The sequence below is a fragment of the Enterobacter cloacae complex sp. 6730903 genome (assembly GCF_048283985.1).
In the GTDB taxonomy this organism is placed as follows: Bacteria; Pseudomonadota; Gammaproteobacteria; order Enterobacterales; family Enterobacteriaceae; genus Enterobacter; species Enterobacter hormaechei_C.
The window spans coordinates 1-579 of the sequence record NZ_JBLVXX010000157.1 but is presented as its reverse complement, the minus strand read 5'-3'; the positions used below and the strand labels follow the sequence as shown (position 1 = coordinate 579).

At 55.3% G+C, this 579-nt stretch carries 1 protein-coding gene; it reads left to right on the top strand.

From position 1 onward, the window contains the following. Positions 1–149 precede the first annotated feature (149 nt). Entirely contained in the window at positions 150–446 is a 297-nt protein-coding gene (locus tag ACNQ0W_RS25325) for a hypothetical protein (protein WP_233162077.1), read from the top strand. The last annotated feature ends 133 nt before the right edge of the window (positions 447–579 follow it).

The window sequence follows — 579 nt, the reverse complement described above, 5'->3', positions numbered from 1 at the left end:
CGCGAGCTCGGTATCAGCAAGAATACCGTCGCTGACATCGTGCAACGACACAGAGCTAACGCTTAGGGTGTCATTTCGCCCTCAGCCGGAACCGACCCCTGAATGTCTTGCTGGAGGGAGTCCCAGACGGCATTGACATGGGAGCCTTGATGGCATCTGTTCAGGCCGTGCCAGGCGTGACAGGGCTGCATGACTTGCACGTATGGGCGCTCACGAGCGGCAAGGTCAGCATGACCGCTCATATCGTGTATGCGCCGGAAATAGGGCCCGACGAGTTGCTCAAAACCCTCAAGTTGTTGCTGGCTGACCGATTCAGCATCTTCCATACGACGCTGCAACTGGAGATTGTTGCCTGTGAGCACAGCGTCGATGGGTGCAACTTCGTGGATCATCGCCACAAAGAACCGAGTTCTCAACCAGACCAAGCCGCAGCCCGGCAGGCGTGACTAATGGGACTCCTACTACCCGGCTAGCCAAACCGGTCTTAGCGTACGATTTTTAATGAGATGGTCACTCCCTCCTTCCCGGTACTATGCTGAGGATAGGCTTTCATTCGGAGAACTATCATGGAAAACATTG

What these genes read in the sequence shown, in the direction of transcription:
- ACNQ0W_RS25325 (WP_233162077.1), top strand. Translation starts at nt 150, where the DNA reads ATGGCATCTGTTCAGGCCGTGCCAGGCGTGACAGGGCTGCATGACTTG.